General features: G+C 64.3%; 11 protein-coding genes and 1 pseudogene. 10 read left to right on the top strand and 2 right to left on the bottom strand.

Going from position 1 to position 16739, the window contains the following annotated elements:
• Window position 1 precedes the first annotated feature (1 nt).
• On the bottom strand, window positions 2-775 hold the full coding sequence (locus tag ABIB24_RS08470; RefSeq protein ID WP_085664609.1) for a class I SAM-dependent methyltransferase: 774 nt from the start codon (window positions 773-775) through the stop codon (window positions 2-4).
• An 85-nt stretch (window positions 776-860) separates the two neighbouring features.
• On the opposite strand from ABIB24_RS08470, the gene gloB reads away from it, so the two are divergent.
• The 8 genes and pseudogenes from gloB to ABIB24_RS26810 all read left to right on the top strand — a co-directional run.
• On the top strand, window positions 861-1640 hold the full coding sequence (gene gloB, locus ABIB24_RS08465; protein ID WP_354316314.1) for a hydroxyacylglutathione hydrolase: 780 nt from the start codon (window positions 861-863) through the stop codon (window positions 1638-1640).
• A 100-nt stretch (window positions 1641-1740) separates the two neighbouring features.
• The gene (locus tag ABIB24_RS08460) at window positions 1741-3171 is read left to right on the top strand and encodes a lytic transglycosylase domain-containing protein (RefSeq protein WP_046615577.1); all 1431 of its coding nucleotides are present in this window, start codon (window positions 1741-1743) and stop codon (window positions 3169-3171) included.
• Between the two features lie 279 nt (window positions 3172-3450).
• Window positions 3451-5280 (top strand): extracellular solute-binding protein, encoded by a 1830-nt coding sequence (locus ABIB24_RS08455; protein ID WP_354316313.1) that lies wholly within the window; start codon window positions 3451-3453, stop codon window positions 5278-5280.
• Window positions 5277-7112, top strand: coding sequence for an extracellular solute-binding protein (locus ABIB24_RS08450; protein ID WP_354316312.1), 1836 nt, complete (start codon window positions 5277-5279; stop codon window positions 7110-7112). The genes ABIB24_RS08455 and ABIB24_RS08450 overlap by 4 nt, the downstream gene beginning before the upstream one ends.
• A 1-nt stretch (window position 7113) precedes the next feature.
• On the top strand, window positions 7114-8187 hold the full coding sequence (locus ABIB24_RS08445) for a microcin C ABC transporter permease YejB (RefSeq protein WP_009686399.1): 1074 nt from the start codon (window positions 7114-7116) through the stop codon (window positions 8185-8187).
• Between the two features lies 1 nt (window position 8188).
• Window positions 8189-9208 carry an ABC transporter permease gene (locus ABIB24_RS08440; RefSeq protein WP_354316311.1) on the top strand — a complete coding sequence of 340 codons (1020 nt, stop codon included), beginning with the start codon at window positions 8189-8191 and terminating at the stop codon, window positions 9206-9208.
• A 1-nt stretch (window position 9209) separates the two neighbouring features.
• A complete protein-coding gene (locus ABIB24_RS08435) occupies window positions 9210-10820 on the top strand; it encodes an ABC transporter ATP-binding protein (RefSeq protein ID WP_038409989.1) in 1611 nt (536 codons plus the stop codon).
• A gap of 281 nt (window positions 10821-11101) precedes the next feature.
• Window positions 11102-11188, top strand: a pseudogene (locus tag ABIB24_RS26810) (DUF3077 domain-containing protein); the annotation flags it as partial.
• A 6-nt stretch (window positions 11189-11194) separates the two neighbouring features.
• On the opposite strand, the gene ABIB24_RS08430 reads toward ABIB24_RS26810, so the two are convergent.
• Window positions 11195-12358, bottom strand: coding sequence for a P-loop NTPase fold protein (locus ABIB24_RS08430; RefSeq protein ID WP_023661223.1), 1164 nt, complete (start codon window positions 12356-12358; stop codon window positions 11195-11197).
• A gap of 181 nt (window positions 12359-12539) precedes the next feature.
• Here ABIB24_RS08430 and ABIB24_RS08425 point away from each other — a divergent pair, with 181 nt between their 5' ends.
• Both ABIB24_RS08425 and ABIB24_RS08420 read left to right on the top strand, forming a co-directional pair.
• Complete coding sequence (locus ABIB24_RS08425) at window positions 12540-15470, top strand: aminotransferase (protein WP_354316310.1); 2931 nt, start codon at window positions 12540-12542, stop codon at window positions 15468-15470.
• Window positions 15471-15833: 363 nt separating this feature from the next.
• Window positions 15834-16739 (top strand): LysR family transcriptional regulator, encoded by a 906-nt coding sequence (locus tag ABIB24_RS08420; RefSeq protein ID WP_025339945.1) that lies wholly within the window; start codon window positions 15834-15836, stop codon window positions 16737-16739.

Here is a 16739-nt window from a genome sequence, read left to right as displayed (position 1 = left end):
TTCAGTGCTTTTCAGTATCCGGGTTGGCCGCCGCGCGGTTCACCTTGGCCAGTGGCAGCGGCAGCAGCTTGCCCATCGGCTCGCGACGCTCCTGGCGCAACGGCCGCAGGCCCACCACCATCTTGCGCGCTACCAGCAGGTACACCCCGCCACCGGAGCCCTGCCAACCGCCGGCCACCCGTTCCCAGCCCGCCAGGCGCTGCTGCCAGGCCGGTGAGGCAAGCGGCGGACGATAGCACCCGAAGCGGCGTTTCTCCAGCGCGAAGCCCAGCAGGTTGAGCCAGTCGCCCACCCGTGACGGCGAGATGCAACGGGCCTTGCGCAAGGCGCCGTGGCTGAAGAAATGGCGCATGCCCCAGCTGCTCCAGGGGTTGATCCCGACGATCAGCAGGTGCCCGCCAGGGCGCACCGCGCTGGCCGCCTCGCGCAGCAGGCCGTGGGGCGAAAGGCAGAAATCCAGGCCATGCTGCAGCACCACCACGTCGGCGGCGTGCTCGCTCAGCGGCCAGGCCTGCTCCTCGCAGACAATCTCCACCCCCGGCAGCGGCGCACCGAGGCGCACGTTGCGCTGCACCTGGGGCGCGCTGGGCGGTGGCTCGGCGCAGGGCCCGTAGTGCACAAGGTAACCCCCGAAGAAGCGCCCGAGCTCTTCTTCCAGCAGTTTTTCCTCCTCCTTGAGCATCAGTTGGCCGAGTGGGCCGTTGAACCACTCACGGGCCAGGCTGATCAGCTTGACCCAGTCCGGGTCGGCCTGGGCAAAGGCTTGGTCGGTCATTGCGCTCTCCCTCGAAGGTTCTCGCACCGCGCCATCGCGGATAAGATGCCTTCATGTGCCACGCTAGGCGAATCGGATCCGCACCATGATACAGATCGATGCTCTCCCCGCTTTCTCCGACAATTACATCTGGTTGTTACAGGATACTGCCAAACGCCGCTGCGCGGTGGTCGATCCGGGTGACGCCGGCCCAGTGGAACGCTGGCTGTCGGCCAACCCCGGCTGGGTACTGAGCGACATCTTGGTCACCCACCACCACAACGACCACGTCGGCGGCGTGGAACGGCTCAAGCAACTGACCGGCGCGCGGGTCTGCGGCCCGGCCCACGAGCGCATTCCCTGCCGTGACCTGGCGCTGGACGAAGGTGACCAGGTGACCGTGCTTGGCGTGACCTTCCAGGTGCTGGCCGTGCCCGGCCATACCCTGGGGCATATCGCCCTGTTCAGCGACCAGCCGGCAACGCCGGTGCTGTTCAGTGGCGACACGCTATTCGCCGCCGGTTGCGGGCGCATGTTCGAAGGCACCCCCGAACAGATGCAGCCAGCCCTCGCCCGCCTGGCAGCCCTGCCAGAGCAGACCGAGGTGTACTGCGCCCACGAATACACCCTGAGCAACCTGCGTTTCGCCAAGGCAGTGGAACCTGGCAACCCGCACGTTCAGCAGCGGTTCGAGGACGTTACCCGTTTGCGTGCCGACAATCGCATCACATTGCCATCAACGATCGGTTTGGAGCGCCTGACCAACCCCTTCCTGCGCACCTCTGAAACATTAGTTAAACAAAAAGCAGACGAATGGAAGGGACATTCAAACCCCTCGCATGTCGCTGTTTTTGCTGCCTTGAGGTCTTGGAAGGACACCTTCTGATAACCTCAAGATATATCGCAAGCGATGGTCAAAGGTTGACCAGGCCCGGAGCGGTTTCTAGAATCGCCGAAATTTTTCGCCCGGAAACCTGTGTCAGCCGATGTCTTCCCGTAGCCGCAGAACCTCTCATTCCGTCGCCCTGACGCGCCTGGCCCAAATCAGTGCGCTGGCCCTGGCCGCCACTTTGGTGGGCTGCCAGAGCACCCGTCAGCTCGACGAATCCGATAGCGTTCGCGCGCACAACTACCAGGCGCGGATCAAGCACAAGCCTTCACCACTGCTGGTCAAGCCGGCCGAGCAGGCACCACAGGACGTGTGGGAACGCATGCGCCAGGGCTTTGCCCTGCAGGACAACATCGACGTCAACCCGCGCATCGAGCAGCAGCGCCTGTGGTTCGCCAGCAACCCAAGCTTCATCGAAAGCGCCGGCGAGCGTGGCAGCCTCTACCTGCACTACATCGTCGAGCGCCTCGAAGAACGTGACATGCCACTGGAGCTGGCCCTGCTGCCAGCCATCGAAAGCGCCTACAACCCGATGGCCTACTCGCGCGCCCATGCCGCGGGGATGTGGCAGTTCATTCCGTCCACCGGCCGCCACTTCAACCTGCGCCAGACCAACTTCTACGATGGCCGTCGCGACGTCACCGCCTCGACCAACGCCGCGCTCGACTACCTCAGCCGCCTGCACGACATGTTCAACGGCGACTGGCTGCTGGCCCTGGCTGCCTACAACGCCGGCGAAGGCACGGTCAGCCGCGCCATCGAGCGCAACGAACGGCTCGGCCTGCCCACCGACTACTGGAACCTGCCGCTGCCGCAGGAAACCCGCGACTACGTGCCCAAGCTGCTGGCCCTGTCGCAGGTGGTACTCACGCCGGAAGCCTATGGCGTGAACCTGAACCCGATCGCCAACGAACCCTACTTCGAGGCGGTGGCCATCAACGACCGCCTCGACCTGTCGCGGGTAGCGGCCTTCGCCAACATCGACGAAGACGAGCTGATCCAGCTCAACCCGGCATTCAAGAAGCGCATGACCGTGGATGGCCCGCAGCAGCTGCTGGTACCCACCGCCAAGGCGCAGCTGCTGAGCGACAGCCTGTCCAACCTCAAGCCCGAGCAACTGGTCAGCCTGCAGCCGAACAAGGCGGTGTTCGCCCGCGCCGTGGCCGAAGCCAAGGCCCCGGTGGCGGCGCGCAGCTACCGGGTCAAGCGCGGCGACAACCTGGGCGCCATCGCCAAGGCCAACCGCGTTTCGGTCAAGGACATCAAGCGCTGGAACCGTCTCTCCGGCAACAGCGTGCGCGCTGGCCAGGTCCTGGCCCTGCGCGGTGGCAGCGCGCCAAGCGCTGCTGGCAATCGGGTAGCCGCCTCCGGGCAGCGCTCCACGCAGTACAAGGTACGCAAGGGCGATTCGCTGTACCTGGTGGCCAAGCGCTTCAACGTGGAAATGAAGCACCTCAAACGCTGGAACCCGCGCAGCGGCCATGCCCTGAAGCCAGGCCAGACCCTCACCGTCTACCTCTCGCATTGATCCCCGCCTGCCGCATTGACGCGGTGGCTGTAGGAGCGGCCTTGTGTCGCGATCGGGCTGCGCAGCAGCCCCAGATTATTGAAGGTGATGCCGATATCGCTGGGGCTGCTACGCAGCCCGATCGCGACACAAGGCCGCTCCTACAGCTACCGCGTCATTCCCATTGGACAGAAGCAGGCACGCCCGCCAACCCCACCTTCAAAACCTCTCTTTTTCCAACCCCACCAAGCTGTTACTGTACCCCGATCAAAGCCCAACGCCTCTGGATCGGATGCCGACTTGATACGTCCCCTCCTGCTGTCACTCAGCCTGGCCTTGAGCTTTCCCGCAGCCGCGATGGTGAGCGAAAGCCACGGATACGCGCAGTTCGGCACGCTCAAGTACCCAGCCACATTCACCCATTTCGACTGGGTCAACCCGCAAGCGCCCAAGGGCGGCACCTTGCGGGCCATGGCTTTCGGTACCTTCGACACCCTCAACCCCTACACCTTCAAGGGGTCGAGCCCGATTACCACGCCCAATTTCCAGCAATACGGCATCAGCGAGCTGAACGAGCCGCTGATGGTCGGCACCGGCCAGTACGACCCGTCCGGCGACGAGCCGACCTCCAGCTACGGCCTGATCGCCCGCTCGGTGGAGTACAGCGAGGACCGCAGCTGGGTAGTGTTCAACCTGCGCCCGGAAGCCCACTGGCATGACGGCAAGCCGATCACCTCGGCAGACGTGGCCTTCTCCTTCCGCACGCTGCTCAAGGATGGCCACCCGATCTACCGCACCAACCTGCAGGAAGTGCAGCGGGTTGACATCCTCGGCCCGCTGCGCATTCGCTTCGTGTTCAAGCGCGCCGGCAACCCGCTGCTGATCCTGCGCCTGGGCGAAATGCCGGTGCTGCCCAAGCACTACTGGCAAAAGCGCGACTTCAAGGCCACCACCTTCGAGCCCCCGCTGGGCAGCGGCCCCTACCGCATCACCCAGGTCCAGCCTGGGCGCCGGCTGGTGTTCGAACGGGTGAAGAACTACTGGGGCAAGGACCTGGCGGTAAACCGTGGCAAATACAACTTCAACCGCGTGGAATACGAGTTCTACCGCGACGCCACGGTCGCCTTCGAAGCGTTCAAGGCCGGCGAGTTCGACATCTATATCGAGCACCAGGCGAAGAACTGGGCCAACGGCTACAACTTCCCGGCCGTGCGCCGGGGCGAGGTGATCAAGGCGCAGATCCCGCACCGCATCCCCACGCAAACCCAGGGCCTGTTCATGAACAGCCGCCGGGCCACCTTCAGTGACCCACGGGTACGCCAGGCGCTGGGGCTGATGCTCGACTTCGAGTGGACCAACCGCGCGCTGTTCAGCGGCGCCTACCGCCGCTCGACCAGCTACTACCCCAACAGCGAATTCGCCGCTACCGGCCTGCCCACCGGCAAGGAGTGGCTGCTGCTGGCGCCGTTCCGTGACCAGTTGCCGGCCAGCTTGTTCAGCGAACCCTACAAGGTCAGCCAGACCGATGGCCGCGGCATCAGCCGCCAGACCCTGCGCCAGGCCCTCGGCCTGCTCGCCGAGGCCGGTTGGAAGCTGAACGGCCAGCGCCTGGTCGACAGCAAGGGCCAGCAGCTGCGCATGGAGCTGCTGCTGGTAAACCCCAACCTTGAACGCATCCTGCAACCGTATGTCGAAAACCTGGCCAGCATCGGCATCGATGCGCGCTTGCGTACCGTGGACCGCGCCCAGTACAAACAACGCCTGGACCAGTTCGATTTCGACATGATTCTGATGACCCTGAACCAGACCCTGAGCCCGGGCCTCGAACAGTGGCTGTACTTCCACTCCAGCCAGGCAACCACCAAGGGCAGCAAGAACTATGCTGGGGTCAAGGACCCGGTGGTCGACCATCTGCTCGACACCCTGCTCGCCGCCCGTACCCGCGATGACCAGGTCGCCGCCGCCCGCGCCCTGGACCGCGTGCTCTCATGGCAGTACTACATGATCCCCAACTGGTACCTCGACAATCATCGCCTGGCCTACCGCAACCGGTTCGCCTTCGTCACCACGCCGCCCTACACCCTTGGGCTGAACAGCTGGTGGATCAAGACTTCGGAGAAAGCCCAATGACGCCAACGCACCGACTGCGCCGGCTGGCCGGCAGCCTGTTGCTTGCCTGCCTGAGCCTTCCCGCCCTGGCCGCGCCGCAACATGCGCTCACCCTGTACGACGAGCCACCCAAGTACCCCGCCGACTTCAAGCACTTCGCCTACGTCAACCCTGACGCACCCAAGGGTGGCACCTTCCGCCAGTCCAGCTTCGGCGGTTTCGACAGCCTCAACCCGTTCATCAACAAGGGCGTGCCGGCCGAGAACATCGGCAGCATCTACGACACCCTGATGCGCCAGAGCCAGGACGAGCCGTTCACCGAGTACGGCCTGGTGGCCGGCAAGATCGAAAAGGCCCCGGACAACAGCTGGGTGCGCTTCTACCTGCGCCCCGAGGCACGCTTCCACGACGGCCACCCGATGCGCGCCGACGACGTGGTGTTCACCTTCAATGCCCTGATCAAGGACGGCGCGCCGCTGTACCGCCAGTACTACGCCGACGTCGCTGAAGTGGTCGCCGAAGACCCGCTGACGGTGCTGTTCACCTTCAAGCACAAGAACAACCGCGAGCTGCCGCTGATTCTCGGCCAACTGCCGGTACTGCCCAAGCACTGGTACGAAAGCCGCGAGTTCAACCGCGGCAACCTGGAAATCCCGCTGGGCAGCGGCCCGTACAAGGTCGCCGAGGTCAAGGCCGGGCGCTCGGTGCGCTACGAGCGGGTCAAGGACTACTGGGCCAAGGACCTGCCGATCAACCGCGGCTTCTACAACTTCGACGTCATGACCTTCGACTCCTACCGCGACACCACCGTCGCCCTGGAAGCACTCAAGGCTGGTGCGTTCGACTATGCGCTGGAAGTCAGCGCGAAGAACTGGGCCACCGCCTACAACGTACCCGCCGTACGCGATGGTCGCCTGATCAAGGAAGAGTTGCCCAACGGCAACCCCACCGGCATGCAGGGCTTCATCTTCAACATCCGCCGCCCGGTGTTCCAGGACGTGCGCGTGCGCCAGGCGCTGAGCCTGCTGCTGGACTACGAGTGGACCAACAAGCAGCTGTTCAACGGCGCCTACACCCGCACCGGCAGCTACTTCGAAAACTCGGAAATGGCCGCCCGCGGCCTGCCCGGCCCCAACGAGCTGAGAATCCTCGAACCGCTGCGTGGCAAGGTCCCCGAGCAAGTATTCAGCGAAGCCTTCCGCAACCCGGTCAGTGACGGCAGCGGCATGATCCGCGAACAGCAGCGCCAGGCCTACAAGCTGCTGCAGGAAGCCGGCTGGAAAATCGTCGACGACAAGATGGTCGACGCCCAGGGCAAGCCGGTGAGCATCGAGTTCCTGCTGGCACAGACCGAGTTCGAACGCATCCTGCTGCCGTTCAAGCGCAACCTCGCCGACCTTGGCATCGAACTGAACATCCGCCGGGTGGACGTGTCCCAGTACATCACCCGCTTGCGTTCGCGCGACTACGACATGATCGTCGGTGGCTACCCGCAGTCCAACTCGCCGGGCAACGAGCAGCGCGAGTTCTGGTCCAGTGCCGCCGCCGACAACCCCGGCAGCCGCAACTTCATCGGCCTGCGCGACCCAGCCATCGACCAGCTGGTGGAACAGCTGATCAATGCCGATTCGCGGCAGAGCCTGATCGACCACTGCCGGGCCCTCGACCGCGTACTGCTGTGGGGCTACTACGTGATCCCCAACTGGCACATCAAGACCTGGCGCGTGGCCTACTGGAACCACATCGGCCACCCGGACGTCTCGCCCAAGTACGACATCGGCATCGACACCTGGTGGATCAAGCCCGGCGTAACCCCGGCCGTCAGCGAAACCACTGCGGACGAGGCCGAATAACATGCTGGCCTACATCCTGCGCCGCCTGCTGCTGATCATCCCGACCCTGTTCGGCATCCTGATCATCAACTTCATCATCGTCCAGGCCGCCCCCGGCGGCCCGGTCGAGCAGATGATCGCCAAGCTCGAAGGTTTCGAAGGCGCCACCAGCCGCATTGCCGGTGGCGGTGCCGAAGTGTCCGTGGCCGGCTCCAACTACCGTGGCGCCCAGGGCCTGGACCCGGCACTGATCGCCGAGATCGAACGCATGTACGGCTTCGACAAGTCGCCGCCCGAGCGCCTGTGGATCATGATCAAGAACTACGCCCGGCTGGACTTCGGCGACAGCTTCTTCCGCGATGCCAAGGTCATCGACCTGATCATCGAGAAGATGCCTGTGTCGATTTCGCTGGGGCTGTGGAGCACGCTGATCATGTACCTGGTGTCGATCCCGCTGGGCATTGCCAAGGCCGTGCGCCACGGCAGCCATTTCGACGTGTGGACCAGTTCGGCGATCATCGTCGGCTATGCCATCCCGGCGTTCCTGTTCGCCATCCTGCTGATCGTGCTGTTCGCCGGCGGCAGCTACTTCGACTGGTTCCCGCTGCGCGGCCTCACCTCCAACAACTTCGACGAGCTGAGCACCACCGGCAAGGTGCTGGACTACTTCTGGCACCTGGTGCTGCCGATCACCGCGCTGGTCATCGGCAACTTCGCCACCATGACCTTGCTGACCAAGAACAGCTTCCTCGACGAGATCAACAAGCAATACGTGGTCACCGCCAAGGCCAAGGGCCTGAGCCGGCCACGGGTGCTGTACGGCCATGTGTTCCGCAATGCCATGCTGCTGGTGATTGCCGGTTTCCCTTCGGCGTTCATCGGCATCTTCTTCACCGGTTCCTTGCTGATCGAGGTAATCTTCAGCCTCGACGGCCTCGGCCTGATGAGTTTCGAGGCAGCCATCAACCGTGACTACCCGGTGGTCTTCGGCACCCTGTTCATCTTCACCCTGCTGGGGCTGGTGGTGAAACTGATCGGCGACCTGACCTACACCCTGGTCGATCCGCGCATCGACTTCGCCAGCCGGGAGCACTGAAATGGCCTTGTCCCCCCTCAACCGCCGGCGCTTCGAGCGCTTCAAGGCCAACCGCCGTGGCTGGTGGTCGCTGTGGCTGTTCCTGACCCTGTTCGGCCTGAGCCTGGGCGCCGAGCTGATCGCCAACGACAAGCCGATTGCCGTGCGCTACGACGGCGAATGGTACTTCCCGGCGTTCAAGCGCTACCCGGAAACCACCTTCGGCGGCGAATTCCCGCTGGAAGCCAACTACAAGAGCCCGTACATCCGCGAACTGCTGGAGAAGAAAGACAGCTTCGTGCTGTGGGCACCGATCCCGTTCAGCTACCAGAGCATCAACTACGACTTGCGCGTACCCGCCCCGGCCCCACCGTCGGCGGACAACTGGCTGGGCACCGACGACCAGGGTCGCGACGTGCTGGCGCGGGTGATCTACGGCTTCCGCATTTCGGTGCTGTTCGCCCTGACGCTGACCCTGCTCAGTTCCATCGTCGGTGTGATCGCCGGCGCCTTGCAGGGCTTCTATGGCGGCTGGGTCGACCTGGCCGGGCAACGCTTCCTGGAAGTCTGGTCGGGCCTGCCGGTGCTGTACCTGCTGATCATTCTCGCCAGCTTCGTGCAGCCCAACTTCTGGTGGTTGCTGGGCATCATGCTGCTGTTCTCGTGGATGAGCCTGGTGGACGTGGTACGCGCCGAGTTCCTGCGCGGGCGCAACCTGGAATACGTGCGCGCAGCCCGCGCCCTGGGGATGCGCAACGGCGCGATCATGTACCGGCACATCCTGCCGAACGCCATGATCTCGACCATGACCTTCATGCCGTTCATTCTCACCGGCGCCATCGGCACCCTCACCGCCCTGGACTTCCTCGGCTTCGGCCTGCCGCCGGGCGCACCGTCGCTGGGCGAGCTGGTGGCCCAGGGCAAGTCCAACCTGCAGGCCCCATGGCTGGGCATCAGCGCCTTCGCCGTGCTGGCGCTGATGCTGAGCCTGCTGGTGTTCATCGGCGAATCCGCCCGCGATGCCTTCGACCCGAGGAAGTGACATGAGTGAACAGAACCTGATCGAAGTGCGCGACCTGGCGGTGGAGTTCGTCACCGGGGACCAGGCCCACCGCGTTGTGAACGGCATCAGCTTCGACATCCGCAAGGGTGAGACGCTGGCACTGGTGGGCGAGAGTGGCTCGGGCAAATCGGTTACCGCGCACTCGCTCCTGCGCCTGCTGCCCTACCCCCTGGCCCGCCACCCCAGCGGCAGCATCCGCTACGAGGGCAAGGACCTGCTGCAGCAGAACGAGAAGACCATGCAGCGCATTCGCGGCAACCGCATTGCGATGATCTTCCAGGAGCCGATGACCTCGCTGAACCCGTTGCATTGCATCGAGAAGCAGATCAACGAAATCCTCCTGCTGCACAAGGGCCTGACCGGCAAGGAGGCCACGGCGCGCACCCTGGAGCTGCTGGAGATGGTCGGCATTCCCGAGCCACGCAAGCGCCTGAAGGCCCTGCCACATGAATTGTCTGGCGGGCAGCGCCAGCGGGTGATGATCGCCATGGCCCTGGCCAACGAGCCGGAACTGCTGATTGCGGACGAGCCGACCACGGCGCTGGACGTGACCGTGCAGTTGAAGATTCTCGAACTGCTCAAGGAACTGCAGGCGCGTCTGGGCATGGCCCTGCTGCTGATCAGCCATGACCTGAACCTGGTGCGGCGCATCGCCCACCGTGTGTGCGTGATGCAGCACGGGCAGATTGTCGAGCAGGCCGAATGCGCCAGGCTGTTCAGCGCCCCGCAGCACCACTACACACAGATGCTGATCAATGCCGAGCCCAGCGGGCTGCCGGCGCACAACCCGGTGGGCGCGCCATTGCTGGAGGTGGATGACCTCAAGGTGTGGTTCCCGATCAAGAAGGGGCTGCTGCGGCGCACGGTCGACCATGTGAAGGCGGTGGACGGGATCAACTTCAGCTTGCCGCAAGGGCAGACGCTGGGGATTGTCGGCGAGTCCGGGTCGGGCAAGTCGACTTTGGGGTTGGCGATCTTGCGGTTGATCTCCAGCCAGGGCGGCATTCGCTTTCATGGGCAGGATCTGGAAGGGCTGAACCAGAAGGCCGTGCGCCCGCTGCGCCGGGAAATGCAGGTGGTGTTCCAGGACCCGTTCGGCAGCCTGAGCCCGCGCATGTGCGTGGAGGACATTGTCGGCGAAGGGTTGCGCATTCACCGCATCGGCACGGCGCAGGAACAGGAGGCAGCGATTATTGCGGCCCTGGAGGAAGTGGGGCTGGACCCACGCACGCGGCATCGCTATCCGCATGAGTTTTCCGGTGGGCAGCGCCAGCGCATTGCCATTGCCCGGGCGTTGGTATTGAAGCCGGCGCTGATCCTGCTGGATGAACCTACGTCGGCGCTGGACCGCACGGTGCAGCGGCAAGTGGTGGAATTGCTGCGCAATCTGCAGCAGAAATACAACCTGACCTACCTGTTCATCAGCCATGACCTGGCGGTGGTCAAGGCGTTGAGCCACCAGTTGATGGTGATCAAGCATGGGCATGTGGTGGAACAAGGGGATGCACAGGCGATCTTCCATGCGCCGCAGCATCCATATACCCGGCAGTTGCTGGAGGCGGCGTTCTTGGAAGTGGATGCGGCTAGTTAACTTTTAGGGGCTGCTGCGCAGCCCATCGCCGGCAAGCCAGCTCCCACCCCGACCGCGCCGGCTTCAAGCCATGCGCTATCCCTGGACTGCCACCGAAAAGTTGGACAGTTTTAGCCAGGGCCGGCCCTTTCGCGGGCACGCCCGCTCCCACAGGGCCACCACAGGCTTCAAGACTTGCGCAGTACCTGTGGGAGCGGGCGTGCCCGCGAAGAGGCCGGTCCAGGTAGTCGAGAATTTTCAGGGGATTCAAAATGACCACGGAATACACCCAATTCACTGTCGAGAAGCCGATGATGATCTGGGCTGCCCACTACCTGAGTGCGATAGCCAAGGCGCTGATGGATCCGACGCCAGCAGGCCTAGGCTGATGCAGCTCAGAGCCGGCCCAACAACTCCTGCCGCTCGCGCCAGATCTCCTGTACAAAGGGGTCGGTCACCCCATACAGCCCATGCCCCCGACGCATGATCAGGTTAGCGGCCAGCAGTTCGTTGGCAACCGGCTGTATCTCTTCGACACGCACTTCACGCCCCACAGACTTCGAATACTCGGCCGCCGCTTCGTTGGAGAACACCCCACGCGCATCGCCTTCGACCGATGCGATCCGGGCAAAAATCGCCTCAGCCAGGACGCCCAGCTCCTCTACTTTCATCAGTTCCAGGTCAGCAGCCGCCGAACGCAGCGTTGATGCGATTACCGGCAGCACCTCATCCGGCCCCATCCCGGACGCAGGTGAGTGAACCAACTGCCGAAGTGCACGAATGAACTCCTCGGGCCTGCTGCCCAGCGTTTTGAATGCCTGTGCCGCGACATCCAGCGACGGCAAGTTGCCCAGGCCATCTTTTGCGAGCCGCTTGAGCCAGAATTCGACATAGTCCCTGTCCAGCACCGGATACGGCACGTTTGTGGCACCGGCAAAAGCCTGGTTACGCCGCGCGGTCAACTCGTTGACCATCGCCCGGTGAGAGCCGGTACCGATGAACAGGAAGTGCCCTGGCGTGTTCGGGCGCGGATTGATGGCATCGCGCGCAGCCTTGAGCGCCAGCATCATCTGTTGGCCGTCCTCGGTTGTGATTGCCTGCTGCACCTCGTCGACGACCAGCACGACGTCAGTCCTGGCCTGGTCCACGACCTCGGTCAGCGCTTCCGCAAGTGTGACACCGCCCTCTGTGCCCAAGGTTTCCAGGTTGAAACCAAACTTCAGCCCAGCCACTTCGACCTCCGCGCCACGCAGGGCCTTGAGTTTCTGCAAGAAAGCCGAGGTAGGTTTTTGAAGATCAGCAAGGGCTTTACGCACTGCGGCGAGGACTAGCACGACCGGGCTGGTCTGGGTATCACTCCAGAGGTCGACATAGATCACCAATGCACCCATTTCCTCCAGGGCAGGGATCAAGTCGTTCTTTAAAAAGGTGGTTTTGCCAGTCCTGCGCAGCCCGGAGAAAAACAGCCCTGATCTCAAGCCGATATCCAGGGCGGACGGTTTCAACAGCTGCCTGGCCATGTCGGCAGCCAGTTCACGGCGCGGGAAGATGTCGATCATGGCTTTATCCGAAATTATTGAATACCAATAATTATTGGCAGAGAATAATTTAATGTAAAGGCGTACAGGCAGGTCGGTTCGAAAGCCATCATCAAATTTTCTGACAACAATCGTCTTCCATCATCAGCCAGATCGGGCATAAATTCTCCACCGTCAACCCCAGCAGCAACGGTAGAGCCCCATGTCCAGCCCACAACACCAGCCCGCCTCCCCTGCCCTGACCACGCTGATCCAGCGCTCCGGCCTGCCCAGCCCTGCACTCGGCGAAGCCCAGGCACATGCCGTGCTGCAAACGCATTACGGCATTGCCGGCAACCTGACGGCACTGGGCAGCCAACAGGACCTGAACTTCCGTGTAGACGCACCACAAGGCCGTTTCGTGCTCAAGGCCTGCCACGGCAGCTACGCCCAGCTGGAGCTCGAGGCCCAGCACGCGGCCCTGGCCTACCTGCGCGAACAGGGCTTGCCAGTGCCCGCCGTGCGCCCGGCCAGCGATGGCCAGATGCTGCTGGCGTTGGAAATAGACGGGCAACCGCTGCGCATGCGCCTGCTCGACTACATCGACGGCCAGCCACTGACCCGCCTCAAGCACATGGAACCACGCCTGATGGCCGAGCTCGGCGGGCTCTGCGCGCGGCTGGACAAGGCCTTGGCCACTTTCGACCACCCGGGCCTGACGCGCACCCTGCAATGGGACCCGCAACATGCCCAGGCACTGATCCAGCACCTGCTGCCCGTGCTGGGCAACGCCGAGCAACGCGCCCGCATCGAGCAGGCCACCCAGCTGGCCGCCGAGCACCTGGCGCCGCTGGTCGACCAGCTGCCAAGCCAGGCCGTGCACCTGGACATCACCGACGACAACGCCGTCTGGGCCCGCGATGGCGAGCGCCAGTGGCAGCTGCAAGGGGTGATCGATTTCGGCGACCTGTTGCGCACCTGGCGCATCGCCGACCTGTCGGTGACCTGCGCGGCGCTGTTGCACCACGCTGAGGGCGACCCGCTGCGCATCCTGCCGGCCGTGCGTGCCTACCAAGCGCTCTACCCTCTGAGCGAAGCCGAACTGCGGGCGCTGTGGCCACTGGTGCTCAACCGCGCCGCCGTGCTGGTGCTGAGCAGCGAGCAACAGCTCGCCGTCGACCCTGGCAACCAGTACACCCGCGACAACATCGCCCATGAATGGGAAATCTTCGACACGGCCACCGCCGTACCTTTCGCATTGATGGAAGCGGCCATCCTGCAGGCTGCGGGCTTGCAGCCTGCCACGCCGGACCTGAGCGGCTGCGCCCCCCTGCTCCCGGAACTGGATGGGCAAGTTGTGACGCGCATCGACCTGGGCGTGCTCAGCGAGCATTGCGAGGCGGGCAACTGGGAGCAACCAGGCTTCGACCAGCACCTGCTGACCACGCAACCGGCCCCCGCCTGCAGCCTGCACGGGCAGTATCGCCTGTCGCAAACCCATATCGACCGCCCCGAAGAGCCCGCCACCTGTGCCCTGGGCGTCGAGCTGCATGTACCCAACGGCAGCCTGGTGCAAGCGCCAGATGCCGGCACCTGGCAGCGCCATGGCGACGGCCGAGGCTGCCTGCGCAGCGCGCACTGGGCATTGTGGCTGCAAGGCCTGGAAGACGCGCCTGCAGATGGCCAGGCCGTGGAAAAAGGCCAGTCGCTGGGCAGCAGTTGTGGCTTCCTCAGCGTGCAGCTGTGCCTGGATAGCGGCATTCAGCCGCCGTTCTTCGCCACCCCATCCCAGGCGACCGCCTGGCTGGCCCTGTGCCCGTCGCCAGCTGCGTTGCTGGGCTTCGACTGCAATGCCGAGCCGCTGCCCGACCCACAGGCCCTGCTGGCCCGCCGCGATGCCAGCTTCGCCCGCTCGCAGAAGCACTACTACGCGCAACCGCCTCACATCGAACGCGGCTGGCGCAACTACCTGATCGACATGCAGGGCCGCTCGTACCTGGACATGCTCAACAACGTCGCGGTGCTGGGCCACGGCCACCCGCGCATGGTCGCCGAGTCGGCACGGCAGTGGTCGCTGCTGAACACTAACTCGCGCTTCCACTACGCGGCCATCACCGAGTTCTCCGAACGCCTGCTGGAGCTGGCACCCGAAGGCTTCGACCGGGTGTTCATGGTCAACAGCGGCACCGAAGCCAACGACCTGGCGATTCGCCTGGCCTGGGCCTACAGCGGCGGGCGCGACCTGCTCAGCGTGCTGGAGGCCTACCACGGCTGGTCGGTGGCCACCGATGCCATTTCCACTTCCATCGCCGACAACCCGCTGGCCCTGGAAACCCGCCCGGACTGGGTGCACCCGGTCGAGGCGCCGAACACCTTCCGCGGCCGCTTCCGTGGCGCCGACAGCGCCACCGACTACCTGCGCGACGTCGACGCCAAGCTGGCCGACCTCGACGCCCGTGGCCGCCAGTTGGCGGGCATCATCTGCGAGCCGGTGTACGGCAATGCCGGTGGTATTTCGTTGCCGGCGGGTTACCTGCGCGAGGCCTATGCCAAGGTCCGCGCCCGGGGCGGCGTGTGCATCGCCGACGAAGTGCAGGTCGGCTATGGCCGCCTGGGCGAGTACTTCTGGGGCTTCGAGGAACAGGGCGTGGTGCCCGACATCATCACCATGGCCAAGGGCATGGGCAACGGCCAGCCACTGGGCGTAGTCATCACCCGCCGCGAGATCGCCGAAGCGCTGGAGGCCGAGGGCTACTTCTTCTCCTCGGCCGGCGGCAGCCCGGTCAGCTGCCGCATCGGCATGGCGGTGCTGGATGTGATGCAGGAAGAAGGCCTGTGGGACAACGCCCGCGACACCGGGCGCTATTTCAAGGCGCGCCTGCAGGCACTGGTGGACAAGCATCCGCTGGCCGGCGCGGCACATGGTTCGGGCTTCTACCTGGGGCTGGAACTGGTGCGCGACCGCGCAACGCTGGAACCGGCAACCGAGGAAACCATGGCCCTGTGCAACCGCCTGCGTGACCTGGGCATCTTCATGCAGCCGACCGGTGATTACCTGAACATCCTCAAGATCAAGCCGCCGATGTGCACCACCCGGGCGAGCGTGGACTACTTTGTCGACAGCATTGATCGGGTGCTGGGTGAAGGGCTGTAGGTGCTTGGCTTTGGTTTTTCAGCGCCTGTGAGATCGAGCGCCGCCCGCGCGGCGCTTCGCAGCACAAGGCTGCTCCTACATTTGTTTCGGGCCAATAAATCCTGAGGCGAGGGCGCGCGGCCCCTTGGTGTCCACCTCGATATCGTGTCGGGCAAACAAGGCGGTCGCGTGCACTGGTACAGGCATTACTGGCCCGAAACAAATGTAGGAGCAGCCTTGTGCTGCGAAGCGCCGCGCGGGCGGCGCTCGATCTCACAGGCGCTGACAATCCCCCGCCGAACCGCTCGGCACCCTGGTGCATTCTCAAATAAAAGCCCCATAATTTTCTTCCATAACACTCCCTCGTCATCAGGTTTACTGACAATGGCCTTTACCAGCGACTCCCTGGCAATCTTCCTCGCGGTGCTGGAGGCAGGCTCATTCTCTGCCGCCGCGCGCAAGCTGGGGCGTGTGCCTTCGGCCGTGAGCATGGCCATCGCCCAACTGGAGGCTGAGCTGGACCTGGTGCTGTTCGACCGGGCCACGCGCAAAGCCTTGCCCACCAGTGCCGCCCTGGCCCTGGAACCCCAGGCCAGGCAGGTGATCTGCCAGCTCAACCTGCTCGACGCCCAGGCCCTGCAACTGCACAAGGGCCTGGAAAAGCGCCTGACCATCGCCATGGCCCCCGAACTGCAGACCGGCCGCTGGAGCCAGCCGCTGGAAACCCTCGCCCAGGAATTTCCCAGCCTGGAAATCGAAGTGCGCTCGGCCACCCAGGCAGAAGCCATCCGCCTGCTGCATGACGGCAGCGTGCAACTGGCACTGGTCTTCGAACGGCCTGGCATCGACGAGCGCGAGTCATTCCTGGAAGCCGGCAGCCAGTTGCTGGTGGCCGTCGCCTCCCCCCGCCATCCAGCCGGGCAGAACAACGGCATGCCATTGCCGGAAGAGGCTTTCGCCGAACAGCGGCAAATCATCGTGGCTTCGGGCAAGGCCACCGGGTCGGACCCGCGCATGGTGCTGTCGCGGCGCATCTGGCTGACCGACAGCTACCTGGCCACGCTGGACCTGGTGCAATCGGGGCTCGGTTGGGCCTACCTGCCGCAGCCGTTGGTCGAGCCATTGATTGCTTCGGGCGCGCTGGCGGAGGTGCGCTTCGACAACATGGCCAGCCGGTTGCGCTTGTGGGTGGACATCATCTGGGTCAAGTCGCGCCCGTTGGGCCTGGGCGCCCGGCGTTACCTTGACGTGATGCGCCAATGCTTTGAAACAGAATCCCCGAGGTCCTGA

This window comes from Pseudomonas sp. UYEF17, assembly GCF_040546125.1.
In the GTDB taxonomy this organism is placed as follows: domain Bacteria; phylum Pseudomonadota; class Gammaproteobacteria; order Pseudomonadales; family Pseudomonadaceae; genus Aquipseudomonas; species Aquipseudomonas putida_Z.
The sequence above is the reverse complement of the archived record's forward strand: the minus strand, read 5'-3'. Positions and strand labels throughout refer to the sequence as shown.

Excerpts from the sequence above, each read along its gene's own strand:
- ABIB24_RS08420 (WP_025339945.1), top strand. The coding sequence starts at position 15,834 with ATGGCCTTTACCAGCGACTCCCTGGCAATCTTCCTCGCGGTGCTGGAG.
- ABIB24_RS08460 (WP_046615577.1), top strand. The coding sequence starts at position 1,741 with ATGTCTTCCCGTAGCCGCAGAACCTCTCATTCCGTCGCCCTGACGCGC.
- ABIB24_RS08425 (WP_354316310.1), top strand. The coding sequence starts at position 12,540 with ATGTCCAGCCCACAACACCAGCCCGCCTCCCCTGCCCTGACCACGCTG.
- ABIB24_RS08445 (WP_009686399.1), top strand. The coding sequence starts at position 7,114 with ATGCTGGCCTACATCCTGCGCCGCCTGCTGCTGATCATCCCGACCCTG.
- gloB (WP_354316314.1), top strand. The coding sequence starts at position 861 with ATGATACAGATCGATGCTCTCCCCGCTTTCTCCGACAATTACATCTGG.
- ABIB24_RS08440 (WP_354316311.1), top strand. The coding sequence starts at position 8,189 with ATGGCCTTGTCCCCCCTCAACCGCCGGCGCTTCGAGCGCTTCAAGGCC.
- ABIB24_RS08430 (WP_023661223.1), bottom strand. The coding sequence starts at position 12,358 with ATGATCGACATCTTCCCGCGCCGTGAACTGGCTGCCGACATGGCCAGG.
- ABIB24_RS08450 (WP_354316312.1), top strand. The coding sequence starts at position 5,277 with ATGACGCCAACGCACCGACTGCGCCGGCTGGCCGGCAGCCTGTTGCTT.
- ABIB24_RS08470 (WP_085664609.1), bottom strand. The coding sequence starts at position 775 with ATGACCGACCAAGCCTTTGCCCAGGCCGACCCGGACTGGGTCAAGCTG.
- ABIB24_RS08435 (WP_038409989.1), top strand. The coding sequence starts at position 9,210 with ATGAGTGAACAGAACCTGATCGAAGTGCGCGACCTGGCGGTGGAGTTC.